Origin of the sequence: Micropruina sp. (assembly GCF_047602385.1) — a bacterium.
GTDB lineage: Bacteria > Actinomycetota > Actinomycetes > Propionibacteriales > Propionibacteriaceae > Micropruina.
The window spans coordinates 588,919-604,450 of the sequence record NZ_JASGHL010000002.1 but is presented as its reverse complement, the minus strand read 5'-3'; the positions used below and the strand labels follow the sequence as shown (position 1 = coordinate 604,450).

At 70.3% G+C, this 15,532-nt stretch carries 14 protein-coding genes and 1 tRNA gene; 11 read left to right on the top strand and 4 right to left on the bottom strand.

From position 1 onward, the window contains the following. Positions 1 to 30 precede the first annotated feature (30 nt). From topA to QM711_RS07760, 8 genes are all read left to right on the top strand, one after another. Entirely contained in the window at positions 31 to 2,727 is a 2,697-nt protein-coding gene (topA, locus tag QM711_RS07795) for a type I DNA topoisomerase (RefSeq protein ID WP_415097969.1), read from the top strand. 3 nt (positions 2,728 to 2,730) lie between these two features. Then, positions 2,731 to 4,098, top strand: a complete 1,368-nt coding sequence (locus QM711_RS07790) for a hypothetical protein (protein WP_415097967.1) — start codon at positions 2,731 to 2,733, stop codon at positions 4,096 to 4,098. Next, complete coding sequence (gene tmk, locus QM711_RS07785; RefSeq protein WP_415097965.1) at positions 4,095 to 4,751, top strand: dTMP kinase; 657 nt, start codon at positions 4,095 to 4,097, stop codon at positions 4,749 to 4,751. The genes QM711_RS07790 and tmk overlap by 4 nt, the downstream gene beginning before the upstream one ends. Further along, positions 4,748 to 5,887: a DNA polymerase III subunit delta' gene (locus tag QM711_RS07780; protein WP_415097963.1), complete on the top strand. Its 1,140-nt coding sequence runs from the start codon at positions 4,748 to 4,750 to the stop codon at positions 5,885 to 5,887. Before tmk ends, QM711_RS07780 begins: the two co-directional genes overlap by 4 nt. Before the next feature lie 115 nt (positions 5,888 to 6,002). Next, positions 6,003 to 6,785, top strand: a complete 783-nt coding sequence (locus QM711_RS07775; protein ID WP_415097961.1) for a DoxX family protein — start codon at positions 6,003 to 6,005, stop codon at positions 6,783 to 6,785. 44 nt (positions 6,786 to 6,829) lie between these two features. Further along, a complete protein-coding gene (locus QM711_RS07770) occupies positions 6,830 to 8,416 on the top strand; it encodes an alpha/beta hydrolase (protein ID WP_415097959.1) in 1,587 nt (528 codons plus the stop codon). Between the two features lie 178 nt (positions 8,417 to 8,594). Further along, positions 8,595 to 8,670, top strand: a tRNA-Thr gene (locus QM711_RS07765). 81 nt (positions 8,671 to 8,751) lie between these two features. After that, the gene (locus tag QM711_RS07760) at positions 8,752 to 9,750 is read left to right on the top strand and encodes an STAS-like domain-containing protein (RefSeq protein WP_415097957.1); all 999 of its coding nucleotides are present in this window, start codon (positions 8,752 to 8,754) and stop codon (positions 9,748 to 9,750) included. Positions 9,751 to 9,761: 11 nt separating this feature from the next. Here the strand turns inward: QM711_RS07760 and QM711_RS07755 are convergent, their stop codons facing one another. The 4 genes from QM711_RS07755 to QM711_RS07740 form a co-directional block, all read right to left on the bottom strand. Next, a complete protein-coding gene (locus QM711_RS07755) occupies positions 9,762 to 10,724 on the bottom strand; it encodes a zinc-binding dehydrogenase (RefSeq protein WP_415097955.1) in 963 nt (320 codons plus the stop codon). 24 nt (positions 10,725 to 10,748) lie between these two features. Next, positions 10,749 to 11,540: a serine O-acetyltransferase gene (cysE, locus tag QM711_RS07750; protein WP_415097953.1), complete on the bottom strand. Its 792-nt coding sequence runs from the start codon at positions 11,538 to 11,540 to the stop codon at positions 10,749 to 10,751. 462 nt (positions 11,541 to 12,002) lie between these two features. Next, positions 12,003 to 12,425, bottom strand: a complete 423-nt coding sequence (locus QM711_RS07745) for an MmcQ/YjbR family DNA-binding protein (protein WP_415097951.1) — start codon at positions 12,423 to 12,425, stop codon at positions 12,003 to 12,005. Then, positions 12,422 to 13,498 carry a DNA adenine methylase gene (locus QM711_RS07740; protein WP_415097949.1) on the bottom strand — a complete coding sequence of 359 codons (1,077 nt, stop codon included), beginning with the start codon at positions 13,496 to 13,498 and terminating at the stop codon, positions 12,422 to 12,424. Before QM711_RS07740 ends, QM711_RS07745 begins: the two co-directional genes overlap by 4 nt. Positions 13,499 to 13,551: 53 nt before the next feature. Here QM711_RS07740 and QM711_RS07735 point away from each other — a divergent pair, with 53 nt between their 5' ends. From QM711_RS07735 to QM711_RS07725, 3 genes are read left to right on the top strand one after another with little or no spacing between them, the layout of a single operon-like run. Beyond that, positions 13,552 to 14,196 carry a TetR/AcrR family transcriptional regulator gene (locus QM711_RS07735; protein WP_415097947.1) on the top strand — a complete coding sequence of 215 codons (645 nt, stop codon included), beginning with the start codon at positions 13,552 to 13,554 and terminating at the stop codon, positions 14,194 to 14,196. Beyond that, positions 14,193 to 14,963, top strand: a complete 771-nt coding sequence (locus QM711_RS07730) for a biotin/lipoyl-binding protein (protein WP_415097945.1) — start codon at positions 14,193 to 14,195, stop codon at positions 14,961 to 14,963. The genes QM711_RS07735 and QM711_RS07730 overlap by 4 nt, the downstream gene beginning before the upstream one ends. Then, positions 14,872 to 15,531 (top strand): HlyD family efflux transporter periplasmic adaptor subunit, encoded by a 660-nt coding sequence (locus QM711_RS07725; RefSeq protein ID WP_415097943.1) that lies wholly within the window; start codon positions 14,872 to 14,874, stop codon positions 15,529 to 15,531. The genes QM711_RS07730 and QM711_RS07725 overlap by 92 nt, the downstream gene beginning before the upstream one ends. The last annotated feature ends 1 nt before the right edge of the window (position 15,532 follow it).

The following is a 15,532-nucleotide window of genomic DNA, read 5'->3' as shown; positions in this document are numbered from 1 at the left end:
CAGCAACCCCGCGCACCGAGGAAATCCACAGTGGCAACAGCAGGCAAGACCCGGCTCGTGATCGTCGAGTCACCGGCCAAGGCGACCAAGATCGCCAGCTTCCTCGGCAACGGCTACATCGTCGAGTCGAGCCGCGGCCACGTCCGCGACCTGCCGACCGGCGCCGCTGAGGTGCCCGCCAAGTACAAGGGCGAGAAGTGGGCCCGCACCGGCGTCAACGTCGAGAAGAACTTCGAGCCGCTCTACGTGGTGGCGGCCGACAAGAAGGGCACCATCCGCGACCTGAAGGCGAAGCTGGCCGGCGCCGACGAACTCCTGCTGGCCACCGACGAGGACCGCGAGGGCGAGGCCATCGCGTGGCATCTGATGGCCGAGCTCAAGCCGAAGGTCCCGGTCCGCCGGATGGTTTTCCACGAGATCACTCCGCAGGCCATCGCCGAGGCGGTGGCGAACCCGCGCGACCTCGACACCGACCTGGTCGACGCCCAGGAGACCCGGCGCATCCTCGACCGGCTGTACGGCTACGAGGTGTCCCCGGTGCTGTGGAAGAAGGTGATGCCGCGGCTCTCGGCCGGACGGGTCCAGTCGGTGGCCACCCGGCTGGTGGTCGACCGGGAGCGGCAGCGGATGGCCTTCCGGCCGGCCGGCTACGCCGGCATCGAGGCTCAGCTCAACGCCGGAGCCGAGGCCGAACCCCCGGTCTTCGGCGCGACCCTGCAGCAGGTCAGCGACCTACGGGTGGCTCAGGGCCGCGACTTCGACGCCCAGGGCAACCTGACCGGCAAGGGCCTGTTCCACCTCTCCGCCGAGCAGGCCGAGACCCTGGCCACCGCCCTCGAACAGGCCGCCTACGCGGTCGCGTCGGTGGAGGCCAAGCCGTACACCCGGCGTCCCTACGCGCCGTTCCGGACCACCACCCTGCAGCAGGACGCCGGACGCAAGCTGGGCTTCACCGCCGAGCGCACCATGCGGGTCGCCCAGGATCTGTACGAGCGCGGCTTCATCACCTATATGCGTACCGACTCGGTCACCCTGTCGGCGACCGCGATCGACGCCGCCCGAGCTCAGGTCAAGCAGCTGTTCGGCGGCAAGTACCTGCCCGAGAAGCCGCGGGTCTACACCTCCAAGGTGAAGAACGCCCAAGAGGCGCACGAGGCCATCCGGCCGGCCGGCGAGACCTTCCAGATCCCGTCCGAGACCGGGCTGAGCGGCGACGCGTTCCGGCTCTACGAGCTGATCTGGAAGCGCACCCTGGCCTCGCAGATGGCGGACGCCGTGGGCGAGACGGTCAGCGTCCGGATCGGCGCCACCCTGCCGCAGCGGATCGCGGTCACCGATGCCACCACCGGCGAGATCACCGAGACCGGGCGCTGCACCTTCGGGGCGTCCGGCCGCACCATCACCTTCCCCGGCTTCCTGAAGGCCTACGTGGTGGGGGTCGAGGCCGACGAGACCTCCGACGACGCCCAGGCCCGGCTGCCGCAGCTCGCCGCGGGAGCCGCGCTCACTGCCGAAGAGGTGAAGGCGCTCACCCACGAGACCCGTCCGCCGGCCCGCTACACCGAGCCGTCGCTGGTGGCGAAGCTGGAGGAGCTGGAGATCGGCCGGCCGTCCACCTACGCCTCGATCATCCGCACCATCACCAGCCGAGACTACGTCTTCAAGAAGGGCTCGGCGCTGGTGCCGACCTGGCTGGCCTTCGCGGTCACGAGGCTGCTCGAGGAGCACTTCCCACGGCTGGTCGACTACACCTTCACCGCGGCGCTCGAGGACACCCTCGACGACATCGCCAGTGGCCAGGCCGCCCGGCTGCAGGTGCTCAATGACTTCTACTTCGGCGCCGACGGAGCCACCCACGAGGGCCTGCACGCACTGGTCAACGAGCTCGGCGAGATCGACGCCCGGGAGCTGTCCACCTACCCGCTGGGTGATTCCGGGATCGCCGTCCGGGTCGGCCGTTACGGCACCTACATCGAGGACGCCGAGGGTCGCCGGGCGAACGTGGACGAGGAGCTGGCGCCGGACGAGTTGACGGTCGAGCGGGCAAAGGAACTGCTCGATCAGCCCGCCGCCGAGGAGCGCGAACTAGGTGTCGACCCGAGCACTGAGCGTCAGATCGTCGCCAAATCCGGTCGCTACGGCCCCTACGTCACTGAGGTGCTGGAGGAAGGGGCGCCGAAGTCGGCCAAGCCGCGGACCGGTTCGCTGTTCGCGTCGATGAACATCGAAACCATCGGCCTGGACGACGCGCTGAAGCTGCTCAGCCTGCCGCGGACCGTCGGAACGGCGTCCGACGGCGTCGAGATCACCGCCCAGAACGGCCGCTACGGCCCGTACCTGAAGAAGGGCACCGATTCGCGGTCGCTGACGTCGGAGGAGCAGATCTTCGACATCACCCTGGAGCAGGCCGAAGAGATCTACGCCCAACCCAAGACCCGGGGTGCCGGACGGGCCGCCGCCGGCCCGCTCAAGGAGCTGGGTGCCGACCCGGCCACCGGCAAGCCGATGGTGATCAAGGACGGCCGGTTCGGCGCCTACGTCACCGACGGCGAGGTGAACGCCACCCTGCGCAAATCGGATTCGGTGGAGGCGATCACCGCCGAGCGGGCCGCCGAGCTGCTCGCCGAGAAGCGGGCGAAGGGTCCGGCGCCGAAGCGCACCACCACCCGCCGGACGACCACCAAGCGCGCCACGACGACCAAGCGGGCGCCGGCCAAGAAGAGCTGATCGATGGTGGGGCGCGGTGAGGTGCTGCGGTTCGACCTGCCGGTGACCGCGGTGGTGTCCGGCCTGACCGGTCCGGCGACCGGCATCCACCGGCTGGTCGGACGCCCACCCACCGAATCCACCGCCACCGTGATCGACACCGCTGATCACCGGCTGCTGGCCTGGGGGATCGAGCTCTCCCGGGTTGCCGAAACCGGACGGTGGACGCTGCGGGCCGCCGGCTGGGAGCCGCTGCTGGCCGCCGAGCGCACCATGCCGCAGGCCGAGGACGACCTCCCGCAGGAGTTCGCCATGCAGCTGGTGCCGTTCCGCCGCGGCGGGATCCTCGGGCCGCGCCTGCAGGTGGCATCCCGGCGCAGCCGGTTCTCGCTGGCCGACGACGCCGGACGGCCGCTCGGCGACCTGGTCGACGAACGCGTCCGGGTGGATTGGCGCAGCGGGGAGCCGCTCGAGCATCGCACGGTCACGCTGACGCCGGCGGAGCCGCTGGGGGACGCCGTCGTCGCCGCGTTCGAAGCGGTGGGCGGCACCCGGCTGGACGCGTACCCGGCGCTGGCCGAGCGGCTCGGGCTCGCCCGGCACGGTAGCCACGGCGTCCGGTGGTCGGCGGCCGCACCGATCGACGACTTCGTCTCCGGACACCTGCACACCCACTGGCGGGCGTTGCTGCGGGCCGACCTGACCGCCCGGGCCCAGGGTGGGGACGACGCCGAGCTGCGCGCCGCCGTCCGGTCGCTGCGGCAACTGCTGCGGGCACTCCAGCCGCTGCTTGCCGCCGACTGGCTGACGGGAGGCCAGCGGCTATTGGACGCGGCGCTGGTCGATCCGCGTCCGGTGCAGCAGACCGAACGCTGGCTGCGCATCCTCGACCTGGTCGCCGATGGCGCCGCCGAACCTCCGCTGCCGCAGGTCGCCGGACGGATCACCGGCCCCGTGCTGGCCCAGGAGCTGGAGGCGGTGGTGCGCACCATGCGCGACCTGTGCCGCACCCTCGACTCCTACAGCGACGACGCCCGGTGGACCCGCGCGAACCTGGTCGCCGAGCGGGCCTGGGCGCTCAGCACGCTGGCCCGGGACGTCTTCGGCAAGCCCGCGCGGCGGCTGCGCAAGCGGCTGGGCGCGATCGCCGCCGCGTTGCGCGGCACCGTCCGGCCCGATGCCGGCGAACTCACCCGAGACCTCCGCGACCTGACCAGCACCGAGATCTTCGAGGCCGGACGCGCCTACGAACGCGCGCTGCTGTCGGTCGACTACGCCCGCGACCAGTTCGTCCGGGAGTGGCCGAAGCTCTGGGACGACCTGCGCAGCCGGGTGATCCGTCCCCGGGTCCCGCGCGGGCGGACCCGGCCGATCGAGGGGGCGTCCCGATGACCGGCGGGCTGTTCGTGGTCTTCGAGGGCGGCGACGGTGTCGGCAAGTCCACCCAGGGCAGGCTGCTCGCCGACTGGGCGCAGACCCAGGGAATCGCGGCCCGGCTGACCTTCGAGCCCGGCGACACCGCGGCCGGCCGGATGATCCGGCAGATCGTCCTGGACCCGGCCACCGGCGATCTCGATCCGCGTGCAGAGGCCCTGCTCTATGCCGCTGACAAGGCGCATCACCTACACGAGGTGGTTCGTCCGGCGCTGGCTCGCGGCGAACTGGTGATCTGCGACCGCTACGTCGACTCGATGCTGGCCTACCAGGGTGCCGGACGCGTCCTCGACCTGGCCGAGGTCGCCGAGATCGCCCGCTGGGCCACCGCCGGCCTGGCGCCCGACCTGACCGTGCTGCTCGACCTGGAACCCGAACGGGCGGTCGGCACCATCGCCGAACCGGACCGGCTGGAGAGCGCCGGGGCCGACTTCCACCAACGGGCCAGGCTGCTCTTCCTCGACCTGGCCGCGCGGGCCCCCGAGCGCTACCTGGTGCTGCCGGCGCGGCGTGAGATCGAGTGGATCGCGGCGCAGGTCCGGGACCGGGTGGCCGCCCTGCTGACGGCGCCTGGCGAACTGTCCGAGCCGGCTGACAGGATCGGGTCATGACGGTGTGGGACGACCTGGTCGGGCAGGAACGGGTGGTCGAGATCCTGCGCCGGGCCGTCGCCGGCGAAGCGCACGCGATGACGCACGCCTGGCTGGTCACCGGGCCGCCCGGCTCCGGCCGGTCGAACGCGGCCCGGGCCTTCGCCGCCGCGCTGCAGTGCGAGCGGGGCGGGTGCGGCGAATGCTCGGCCTGCCGGACGGCCTTGTCCGGTGCCCATCCCGACGTCACCCTGGTCCGCACCGAGCAGCTCTCGATCGGCGTCGACGAGGTACGCGAACTGGTCCGCCGGGCGGCCATGTCGCCCACCCTGGGTCGTTACCAGGTGCTCGTCGTCGAGGACGCCGACCGGGTCACCGAACGCGGTGCCGACGCCCTGCTGAAGAGCATCGAAGAGCCGGCCGCCCGGACGGTGTGGCTGCTCTGCGCCCCCACCCCGGACGATGTGGTGGTGACCATCCGGTCGAGGTGCCGCCGGATCGAGCTCTCCACCCCGAATGCCGGCGCGGTCGCCGGACTGCTGGTCCGCCGCGACGGCGTCCCACCCGAACTGGCCGAGTTCGCCGCCCGGGTCGCCCAGGGACACATCGGCCGGGCCCGGATGCTGGCCCGCAACGAGGCCGCCCGCACCCGCCGCGCCGAGCTGCTCACCCTGCCCGGACGGCTCACCTCGCTCGCCGACTGCCTGCACGCGGCCGCCGGGCTGGTCGAATCCGCGGCCCAGGAGGCCGCCGCCGCGACCGCGGAGCTGGACGTGCGCGAACGTGAGAAGTTGTCTGAGGCGCTCGGCTTCGGCACCAAGGGCGCCCGTCCCCGCAATGCCCAGGCCGCGCTGCGGGAATTGGACGAGCAGCAGAAGGCCCGCGCCAAGCGTTTGCAGCGTGACGCGCTCGACCGCGTCCTGACCGAGCTCACCACCTACTACCGCGACGTGCTGCTGGTGCAGACCGGAGTGTCGTCGGAGCTGATCAACGCCGAACTACGCGCCGAGATCGAAACCGTCGCCCGGCGCGATTCGGCCGAGGGCACGCTGCGCCGGATCGACGCGATCCTGGCTTGTCGCGAGGCGTTGGAGGGCAATGTGGCTCCGCTGTTGGCAATGGAGTCGCTGCTGGTGTCGGTGTCCGCCGAGCGCTGACCCGGCGTCGGCCGTCGTCGATTTCCGCCGGCACGAATCCTGCGCGGCGCGGGTGTCGGTCGGTGCGGTGGGGCACTCGGCGAGGGACGATGAAGCACACCTTCTGAGGAGGACCATGACCCACACGGTTCACGACGAGCAGACTTCCCCCTCGGGGCGCCGCGTCCCGACGCTACCGGCGCCGCCGCGCTTCGAGTCGACCACCGAGCCGCCGACCCTCGCAGATTCGATCTTCCGTTCCTCGCACGGCTCGGCGGAAGCGCCGACCGCCGTCATTCCGACGCCGTCTGCGCCGGCACCGACCGCCGTCCTTCCGATTCCTGAGCCGTCCGCGGAGGAGCGCCAGCTGGCCGCCGAGCGAGCCGCTCGCCGTGAGGCTCGCGAAGCCGCGCTGGCCGCGCCCGATGCCCGCGCGGTGGTGACCCCAGAACCGGTGATCGTCACCCGGCGGAGCACCGACCGGTTCCTGGGCAGCTTCTCGCTCTTCCTGCTGCGCCTGGCAGTGGCCGCGATCATGGCGGTGCGCGGTCTCGAGATCGTGATGAACCCGGTGGCCGCCCAGCAGTTGTTCGCCACCACGATCATTCCCGAGCCGGCGATCATGGCGACGGTGACCGGCTTCGCCGCCCTGGCGATCGCGGTGGCGCTGGTCTTCGGCCTGCTGACCCGGCTCGCCGGCCTGGGCGTCACACTGATCACCGGCGGCGCCCTGGCCTTCGTTCTGTGGGGCAACTGGAGCCCGTTCGTGCCAGGCCGGTCCGGCTTCGTGGGTGAGTTCGAGTTGCTGCTCGCCGCGGTCGGCCTGCTGCTGCTCTGCGTCGGCGGGGGCGGGTTCAGCCTGGACCGCAGCTTCCGCAAGAGCCGCGAGAAGAACCGGCTGGTCGACCCGACGGCGTGACCGGCGACGCGTCAGCGCGTTGGGTCGTTGGCTAGATTGGCCGCGTGCGCACTCCCTCTCGCTGGCTCGTCGGCGTGGCGGCCCTGGCCGTCCTGACCGGGTGCGTGCCGGGTGCGACGCCGAGTCAGCCGGCGCCCAGTCCCGCGGCCACCACGGCCGCCCCGTCCGGGCCGGTGATCGGCGTTTCGCAGACCACCGGGTTCGAGATCGACCGGCCGCGGCTGCCGGCTTCGAAGGCCCGTCCGGACGGCTTCACCGACGCCCCGGCCGGCGAGGGCATGACCGGGTACACCAAGCAAGCCGTCGACTGGCAGACCTGCGCCGAGAAGTACGAATGCGCCAGCATCGTGGCCCCGCTCGACTACGCCAACCCGTCGGCGCAGGCGATCACGCTGGCACTCGCCCGGAAGCCGGCCACCAAGACGCCGAAGCTGGGCACGCTGTTCATCAACCCCGGTGGGCCGGGCGCATCGGGTCGCAATATGGTCGCCTACTTCGCCTCCAAGGGCCTTGAGCAGTACGACATCGTCGGCTGGGATCCGCGAGGCACCAACGGCTCGACGCCGGTGAGCTGTTTCGACGATGTTGCCACCGACGCGTACAACCAGCTGGACTCATCGCCGGACGACGCGGCGGAGACCCAGGCCCTGATCGTCGGCACCTACGAGTTCGCCAAGTCCTGCTGGGAACGCAGCGGAGATCTGCTGAACCACATCTCGACCATCGACACCGTGCGGGATCTCGACCTGATGCGGTCGCTGGTGGGCGATGACAAGCTGTCCTACCTCGGCTACTCCTACGGAACTCAGATCGGTGCCGTGTACGCCGATCTGTTCCCGCAGCGGGTCGGACGGCTGGTGCTCGACGCCGCCGTCGACATCACCGACGACGACTCGGTCATCCAGGCGATGGGCTTCGACCTGGCGCTGGGCAATTTCGCCTCCTGGTGCGCGCGGCAGAACTGCAGCCTCGGCACAAGCAAGGACGCGGTGCTGAAGACCACCACCGATTTCCTCGACCGGCTGGACGCCCAACCACTGCAGGTGGACGACCGGACGCTCACCCAGACGCTCGCCGCCGCCGGCATCGCGGCCTACATGTACGGCGGGATTCCGGCCTGGAAGGTGCTGGCCCAGGATCTCCGGGCGGCGATCGACGGCGACGGAGCCCGGCTGCTGAAGTCGTCCGATGGCCTCAACGACCGTGACCAGGACGGCAGTTACGGGTCGCTGTACTACTCCTTCCCGGCGATCGGCTGCGCGGACTCGAAGGACTCCGGCGTACTGGAGGCCGAGCAGCGATGGGTCGAGGACCAGAAGAAGGCCCCGATCTACGGAAAGTACTTCGGGCCCGGCTACACCTGCGCGCTCTGGCCGGTGCGCAGCGCACCCCAGTTCAAGCCGACCGGTTCGGGAGCGGCACCCATCGTGGTGGTCGGTGCCACCGGCGACCCGGCGACGCCCTACCAGAACGCGGTGACCATGGCGAAGCAGCTGACCTCGGGCGTCCTGCTCACCTACGAGGGCGAGGGCCACGGCACCTTCGGCGGCAAATCGTCGTGCATCGACAACGCCGTGATCGCCTACCTGACCCAGGGCACGGTCCCCGCCGACGGCACCCGCTGCCGGTAGCCGAAACCTGGACCGCCGGGGACGGTTCTCCCGGTCACCGGGGACGGTTCTCTTGGTCACCGGGGACGGTTCTCTTGGTCACCGGGGACGGTTCTCTTGGTCACCTCCTGGCCCCGCCGAATCGCGCCCGCGCTGGCCGCTGTCCTATAGTTGGTCGTCGCCGGGCCGCGCCCGGCAGGCCGCCTTAGCTCAGTTGGCAGAGCGATTCACTCGTAATGAATAGGTCTGGGGTTCGACTCCCCAAGGCGGCTCCACTCCCGCTGTGGTCACATTGCCGGATCGATTTCGCTGTAGATTCTCCCGTCCGAAATCAACAGTCCTGTAGATTTCCGGGTGTGGAGGACGCACTGATCGGCATTGGCGAGGCGAGCAAACTGCTCGGACTCTCCCCTAGCCGCGTGCGCCAGTTGGTCGAGCAGGGCGCGCTGAGCGCGGACGTGACTCGCGGCGGCCACCGACGCTTCCGACCCGAGCAGCTGCGTCGGGAGTGGTCGGAACTAAGCCGATCGAGGGATGCCGCCGTTGTCTGGTCCCAGCGATACGCGTTGTCGGGGCTTTCCGAGGATCGGGTCTGGAGCGAGGTGCGCGCCGAGCTGGAGCGATGTACGAGTGCGGAGTTGCCGCGTCCGGCGCGAAACATCCTGGGCTATGCGGTCACCGAGATGGCGAACAATGCGATCGACCACTCCAGAGGCTCCGCTGTGACCGTGACGCTGGCGGTCAACGGCGAGGTGGTCAGGGTCGTGGTGGCGGACGACGGCATCGGAGCGTTTCGCAGCTTGGCCGATACGTTCGGCTACCCCGATGCCGCGGACGCCGTGGTCGACCTGACGAAGGGACGGCGCACCAGCGCGCCGCAGCGGCACTCGGGCGAAGGGATCTTCTTCACCTCGAAGGCGGTTGATGTCTTCAGCCTCGAGGCAAACGGCTATCGTTTCGCGGTCGACAACCTCGAAGGCGACATCGGACTGGGTCAGGGTGCCGAAGTCGGGACATCCGTCACCGTCACGCTCGGCTTGAACACCACGCGGGACCTGGTCTCAGTGTTCGCGGCCTTCACCGAGAACGGCGACTTCGTCCGGACGATTCCGCGGGTCGAGCTGGTGCAGCACGGGTCGGAGTTCCTCAGCCGCTCCCAGGCCAAGCGGTTCGCCCTCGGGCTCGAACTGTTCACGCACGTCGTGCTGGACTTCACCGGTGTCGAACTGGTCGGGCAGGGCTTTGCCGACGAGTTGTTCCGGGTCTGGCAGTCCGAGCACCCCGAGGTGGAGCTGACCGTCACCGGCGCGAACCGCGGCGTCGCCCTGATGATCGGTCGGGTCGCCAAGCCCTGAGGACGCACCGCTCAGACCCGGATGACGATCTTGCCGTCCAGGGTGCCCTCGGCCATTGCGCGGAAACCCTCGGCGGCGTCCGGCAGGTCCAGCACCCGGTCGATGGTGGGCCGGACGCCGGAGCGCTCCATCAGGTCGAGCAGGGCCCGGAACTCGTCGATGGTGCCCATGGTGGAGCCGATCACCCGGAGTTGCTGGAAGAACACCCGGTTGAGTTCGGCCGGCGGATTCGGTCCGCTGGTCGCACCCGAGCAGACGATGGTGCCGCCGGGCCGCAGGCAGCGCAGCGAATGTGCCCAGGTGGCCTCGCCGACGGTCTCGATCACGGCGTCCACTCGCTCGGGTAGCCGGGCGCCGGACTCGAACGCCGCCGCCGCGCCACGGTCCAGTGCGGCCGATAGTTTGGCCTCGCTGCGTCCGGTCACCCACACCCGGAACCCCAAGGCGGACGCCAGCACCGTCGCAGCGGACGCCACCCCGCCGGAGGCGCCCTGGATCAGCACCGTGTCGCCGGGGCTCAGTCCGGAGTCATGGGTAAGCATCCGGTAGGCGGTCAGCCAGGCCGTGGGCAGGCAGGCTGCCTGCTCGGCGCTCAACCAGGAGGGCCGCTCGATCAGGTTTCCGCGGGGCACCGCGACGAACTGAGCCATCGTCCCCTGGTGCAGCTCCGACAACAGGCTTTTTTTCGGGTCGAGGGTCACATCGCGGGACCACCCGGGCGAGGTGATCACCGCATGCACGATCACCGGACGGCCGTCGACGGTGCCGGAGGCGTCCGTGCCGAGGATCATCGGCATCCGCTCGGGCGGCAGCCCGACCCCGGCCAGCGACCACAGGTCGTGCCGGTTCAGTGCGGCGGCTTCGACTTCGACGACCGCCCAGTCGTCGGGGGCGTCCGGTTCGGGACGCTCGCCGATCCGCAGGGCGGCAAGGGGTTGTTCGGGATCTGCGGCGGTGACATAGGCGGAGAGCATGGCCCGAGGCTACGCTCGCCCGGATTAGCGCGGGTCGCGGTAACCGAGGTCGGTCTCGATCAGGTCCTCGGGGAAGACGTGCGCCGGATAGCTGACCGGACGCGCGGGAACCCCGGCGACCGTGGTGAACGGGGCGACGTCCTCGAGCACCACCGAGCCGGCACCGATCTTGGCGCCCTCGCCGACCTCGATGTTGCCGAGCACCTTGGCTCCGGCGCCGATCATCACCCCGCGGCGGATCTTCGGGTGCCGGTCGCCGCCGACCTTGCCGGTGCCGCCCAGGGTGACCTCGTGCAGCATCGAGAAGTCGTCCTCGACCACCGCCGTCTCGCCGATCACGATCGAGGTGGCGTGGTCGAACAGGATGCCCTTGCCGATCCGGGCGCCGGGGTGGATGTCGACGGCGAACACCTCCGAAATCCGGCTCTGCAGGTACAGCGCCAGCGACTCGCGGCCGTTGGTCCACAGGTGGTGTGCCACCCGGTACGACTGCAGCGCGTGGAAGCCCTTGAAGTAGAGCAGCGGAATGGAGTAGCCCCGGCATGCCGGGTCGCGGCTGAGTACGGCCCGCAGATCTTCGCGGAACGCCTGCCCGATGGCCGGGTCGTGCGCGAACGCCTGGTCGATCAGCGAGCGCAGGCTCATCGAGGTGATGGTGGGGCTGCCCAGCTTGGACGCCAGCAGGTAGCTGAGCACGTCCTCGAGCTTGTCGTGGGCCAGCACGACGGTGTGCAGGTAGCTGGCCAGGGCTGGCTCGCTCGCGGCGGATTGTTCGGCCTCGAAGCGGATTCGGCGCCAGATTTCGTCGGTCGGCATGACATGCCTTTCAAGAAGTGGGGTTGCGGTTGGAGCAGGCGAACGGGTGGAAGGGGGTGTTCAGCCGAGTCGACAACAGCAACACATGCACATCAGCGCGCGGGTGGGCTGCGCGGTGATCATCGTCACATTCGTGTGCATGGCGGCCAATCTAGCAGCGGTTCTCGGTCAAGCCGAGAGGGAGACGCGTGGGGGCTCGTCAGATGGCGACCGATTTCGGGGTTGCGTCGCCTGGCGCGGCGAAGGACGGCTGGAATCGGTCGCTGATTGACGAGCGCGAGCAGGGTCTCGACAGGCTCGACCAACGGTGTGGGGGTCTCGACAGGCCCGATCGACGGTGCGGGCCTCGACAAGCTCGACCAGCGGTGATGGGGTCTCGACAGGCTCGACCAGCGGTGATGGGGTCTAGACAGGCTCGACGCGCGGGGATGGGGTCTCGACAGGCTCGACCAGCGGTGATGGCTATCCGGTGATCCGGTCCGGACCCTCGAGGTAGAGCCGGCCGCGCCGGGCGGACGCCCGCGAAAGCCAGGCGTCCTCGATGACTTCGGCCAGTTCCAGCCGGCTCAACTCGCCGATCCGGCTCAGCCGCAGCAGCACCGAAGGATGCCCGTCGAAGTGCGGGGTGGTGAAGAAGGGTGTCGACGGGTCCTGGACGAGGGCTTCCTTGGCGGCGAGGTCGGCCACCCAGAACACCACCACGTCGTCGTAGCGCTGCCCGGTGACCGGGTCGGCGGCGTCCGGACGCGGGGTCCGGAAGAAGACGAACGACTTGCCGCCCACCTGGTACACCGGCGTCGGCGAATCGACGTCATAGACGCTGACGTGGGGCAACGCCCTCGCCAGCGCGTGGATGTCGGCCGCTCTCGCCCGTCCGCGCGTCATCGGACGCCGCTCTCGGCCGGATCGCGTTCGGCGAGCGCGGCGAGCGCCGCGCCGACTCGGTCGGCCGTGCCTGCGACGAACACGTATTCGACGTTGTGGGTGCGGGTCACCCGGCCGACCTTCTTGCCGAGCGGGTTGTAGATGCCGATCCGCGAGCCGATGTAGCGCCGCGATTCGAAGGCGAGCAGTTCGACCGCTTCGTGGCCGGCATCGCGCAGCCAGCCGACGATCTGCTCGGGGGTGACCCAGGCCTCGTCGTTGTACGAGACCACCACCGTCTCGGCCCGCACCTCACCGATCAGCGCGGCCAGGGCGGCCGGCATCCGGCGGCGCGAGTTGAAGGCGCTGGCGTTGTCCTCGGCGCGGGCGTCCTCACGCTTGCAGGCCACCCCGTAGTGGTCGGGAGCGTCCCAGCGGACCAGGGTCTCCCAGACGTGGTAGTAACTGAAGTAGCGGTGCTGGTTGTACGGCGGATCCAGGTAGACCAGGTCGGACGCCGCCAGCTCGGACGCCACCTGCAGGGCGTCGCCCCGGATCGCGGTCCCCGTCCCGGTCAGCAGCACCGGAGCCCTGAGCCGGAGTTCGTTGGCCGATCGCGGTGCCCAGTTCTTCAGGTAGGCCATGTGCTGCCCGGTGGTGTTGTCCACCCGGTCGGCCGCTTCCATCAGGGCGGTCAGCAGCACCGGATAGAGCGGATGGTCTGCCAGGTTGACCAGCCGCTCCCGGATCGCGTCGATCCGCCGTCCGTTGTGCGGCTGGAAGAACCGGGCGTTCTCGCAGAACGTCTCGGTGACGTAGCCCCGGCGTCCGGGCAGGGCGTTGAGTTCGGCGAGCAGGTCGCCGAGTTCGGCCGAGTCGACCGTCGCGGCGTCGGTGGCGATGTAGCAGCGAGCCAGCACCTCGCTGTAACTGGCCAGGTCGACGGCGGTGACCTGCACGCCCCGGCGCTTGAACTCCTGGGCGACCCGGGTGGTCCCGGTGAACAGGTCGACCGCAGTCCGGGCCCCCGAACCCTCGGCCAGGGCGCCCAGCACCCCGGCGAGAGCCCGCTTGGAGCCCAGGTATTTGATCACAGTCGAACCCTAACCGCTTGCGCCCTATCAAACTGAACCGTACAGTTTGATTCGTGGAAGAGTTGAGCCCGCGGGCGCAGGCCAAACGTCGGCAGATCACCGACGCCGCCCGCACGCTCTTCCTCGGCCAGGGCTTCGCTCGCACCTCGATGGACGCGATCACGACCGAGGCCGGAGTCAGCAAGCAGACCCTCTATGCCTACTTCCCGAGCAAGGACGACCTGCTGATCGCCATCGTTGCGGAGGCGCTGCAGGCGCTCGGCGGCCCGCCCGGCGTGGGTGCCCCCAGGACGCGTCACGAACTCCGCGCGGCGCTGATCGGGTTCGGGGAGCGGCTGCTCGGGGCGATGCTGCGTGAGGAGTCGATCGCCATCCTGCGGTTGCTGCTCGGCGAGGCTGTGCATGTGCCCGAACTGCGGAACACCTTCCTGGAGGCGCTGCCCTACCAGTTGCTCGGACGCGCGTCCGCCGTCCTGCGCGCGGCCGCCGACAACGGCGTGGTCGTCCTGGACCACCCCGAGATCAGCGTGCGGATGCTGGTCGGGCCGCTGATGAGCTACGTCGTGTTCGGCGGCCTGATGAGCAACGACGCACCGCAGCACCCGGGCGTCGAGACCATCGAATGGCTGGTGGACGCCTACCTGCGCACCCTTGACGACGGCCCCGCGGACGCCGAGTCCGACGGAGGTGCGCCATGACCAGGCGGGCCGTCGCGGCGTTCGTGGCCATGGTGGCGATCGCACCGGCGCTCACCGGGTGCCAACAGCCGTCCACGACGATTGCCGCCACCGGACGGGTGCTCGCCGACACGGTGGCCGTTCAGGCGCCGAGCCTGGCTGTGCCGAAGATCAGCTTGGACGCCGGCTTCCCGATGACCCCGGGGACGGCGGCGACCACCTCGACGGTGCCGGCGCTGCTGTCGCTCGGGACGGCCCAGCGGGTGTCCGCGGTCGAGGTGCGGCTCGGCGACCGGGTCAGCGCCGGGGACGTGCTGGTCCGGTTCGACGACGCGGCACTGGCCGCCCAGCTGCGGGTCGCCGAAGCGGACGCCGCGGTCGCCAGGTCACAGATCGGGGTGCTGGACGCCGCTCTGGATTCGCTGGCCGACAAGCAGCGCGACCTGCGGGAGAAGCGCCAGGAGATCGTCGACGGGATCGCCAAGGCCACCAAGGCCCGCAAGGAATTCGACCGGCAAGCTCGCGGACGCCCGCAAGGCGGCCGCGAGCCTGCCCGGCAAACTCGCCACGGTCGAGAAGAACCTGCGGCTGCTGCCGTCGCTGGCCGAAGTCGAGGCGAAACTCGCCCAGGTGAAGGCCGCCCTCGCCGCGCTCCCGCCGGAGGCGCCGCCCCAGGTTCGCGACGAACTCCTCCAGGTGCTGCAGAAGCTCACCGCCGCCCGCGCCGCCATCCCCAAGCTGATCGCCGCCCGGGCCACGCTCACCGCGGCGATCGGCCAGCTGAATAAGGGCATCCCGAAGCTGGCCAAGGCGATCGCCACCATCGACGCCAACCTGGTCAAGGCCCGGGACGGCATCCGGAAGATCGATCACGGACTGTCCAAGCTCGCGGACGCCCGCGCCGGCCTGAAGCGCACCCGGAAGCTCGCCGTCATCGCCGCCGCCGACACCACCGGCGTCGATCTCGCCACCTTCGCCAAGGGTCAGTCCGTCGTCCGTGCCCCGGGCGATGGCGTGGTGACCGCCGTCGCGCACGTCGGCGATGTGCTGGCATCCGGCGCAACCGTCGCCGAACTCGCCCGGCCGGCGAGCGTGGTCACCACCTGGCTGTCACCCGAGCAGGTTGCCCAGACCTGCCTGGACGCCACCGCCACCGTCCGCCTGGACTCCTCCGGCACGGCCGTCGACGGCCGGATCAGCCGCATCCTGCCGCTGGCCGCCTACCCGCCCAGCTACCACACCACCGATCAGACCCACCTGACCCGCGCCGTCGGCGTCGAGGTGACGGTCGGCTCCGCACTGCCACCCGGCGTCCCCGCCGACCTCCAACTCTCGCCCTGCTCAACCTCGAGGTGAA

What these genes read in the sequence shown, in the direction of transcription:
- QM711_RS07745 (WP_415097951.1), bottom strand. Translation starts at nt 12,425, where the DNA reads ATGACGCGCGGACGGGCGAGAGCGGCCGACATCCACGCGCTGGCGAGG.
- cysE (WP_415097953.1), bottom strand. Translation starts at nt 11,540, where the DNA reads ATGCCGACCGACGAAATCTGGCGCCGAATCCGCTTCGAGGCCGAACAA.
- QM711_RS07780 (WP_415097963.1), top strand. Translation starts at nt 4,748, where the DNA reads ATGACGGTGTGGGACGACCTGGTCGGGCAGGAACGGGTGGTCGAGATC.
- QM711_RS07775 (WP_415097961.1), top strand. Translation starts at nt 6,003, where the DNA reads ATGACCCACACGGTTCACGACGAGCAGACTTCCCCCTCGGGGCGCCGC.
- QM711_RS07730 (WP_415097945.1), top strand. Translation starts at nt 14,193, where the DNA reads ATGACCAGGCGGGCCGTCGCGGCGTTCGTGGCCATGGTGGCGATCGCA.
- QM711_RS07790 (WP_415097967.1), top strand. Translation starts at nt 2,731, where the DNA reads ATGGTGGGGCGCGGTGAGGTGCTGCGGTTCGACCTGCCGGTGACCGCG.
- tmk (WP_415097965.1), top strand. Translation starts at nt 4,095, where the DNA reads ATGACCGGCGGGCTGTTCGTGGTCTTCGAGGGCGGCGACGGTGTCGGC.
- QM711_RS07755 (WP_415097955.1), bottom strand. Translation starts at nt 10,724, where the DNA reads ATGCTCTCCGCCTATGTCACCGCCGCAGATCCCGAACAACCCCTTGCC.